This is a genomic window from Comamonas sp. B-9, assembly GCF_000410635.1.
GTDB lineage: Bacteria > Pseudomonadota > Gammaproteobacteria > Burkholderiales > Burkholderiaceae_C > Comamonas.
Map to the genome: position 1 here is coordinate 1 of NZ_APCR01000581.1, position 1,037 is coordinate 1,037.

The 1,037-nt window shown below is 70.3% G+C and carries 2 protein-coding genes; both read right to left on the reverse strand.

The window, feature by feature from the left end; translation table 11 throughout:
• Positions 1-485 (reverse strand): biotin/lipoyl-binding protein (locus H928_RS0105775; RefSeq protein ID WP_043338932.1); only part of this gene is annotated, 485 nt, incomplete at its 3' end.
• A gap of 22 nt (positions 486-507) precedes the next feature.
• Positions 508-1,037 (reverse strand): TolC family protein (locus tag H928_RS0105780; protein WP_021025647.1); only part of this gene is annotated, 530 nt, incomplete at its 5' end.

Sequence of the window (1,037 nt, forward strand, 5' to 3'; positions counted from 1 at the left end):
TCGGCATTGGCCTGGGCGCTGGCCGCTGCCGTGCGGCGCTGCTGGATCTGTTCGTCCGACAGCACGCCCTGGCCGTCCAGGCCTTCGACCCGCGCCGATTCGGCCTGGGCCTGCCTCGCCTGCGCCTTGGCCTGCACCAGGCTGGCCTGCGCCTGGGCAATCTTGGCCTGCAGCAAGCCGTCATCGAGCCGCGCCAGCGGCTGGCCTGCACGCACCTGGTCGCCCTCATCTGCCAGCAGCGCGGCCACCCGGTAACCGCTCAGCTCCGGGCCAATCGCAATTTCTTCGCGCGCCACCAAGAGGCCCGATGCCTGCTGCACCCCGCCCATGGGGCGCAGCTCCACCTGCGCCACGCTGACTGTGCGCACCACCTCGGCCACCGGCTTCGGAGTCTTGTCCGCACTGCCTTCGGAGCAGGCCACCAGCCCCAGCAGCGCGACCGACCCCAGGCCTAGCCCCAAGCCCACGCGCCATCCGCTTGTCATTGATTGCAGCATTGCATCCCTCTCAATTCGTCTTCTGTGTTTCGGCGCCCAGTGCATCCCGGGGCCAACCGCCGCCCAGCGCCTGGAACACCTGCACCGCATGCGCCAAGGCTTCAGCGCGCGCCTGGGTCAGGCCACCGCGCGAGTCGCGGTAGACCTGCTCGGCATCGAGCACCACCACCAGGTCGAAAAAGCCCGCCTCATAACCCTTGCGTGCCGCCTCATAGGCGGTCTGCGCCCGCGCCTCGGCCTGCGCCAGCACCTGCAGCCTTTGCCTATCCGGCGCCATGCGCAAGAGCGCCTGGTCCGTCTCGGAAAACGCACGCTGCACCACCTGCTCATAGGCGATCACCGCCTGCTCGGCGCGGGCGCCCTGGGCGCGGGCATTGGCCAAGAGGCGCGGCCGGTCCAGCACCGGCATGGCCACATTGCCTGCCAGCGACCACAGCCCGGTGCTGAGCGACGCGCCCTGCTGTTGCCAGTTCAGGCCCAGCCCGGGGGTCAAGGTGATGCTGGGCAGCAGCGCCAGGCGCGACAGCTCCAGGCCGCCCG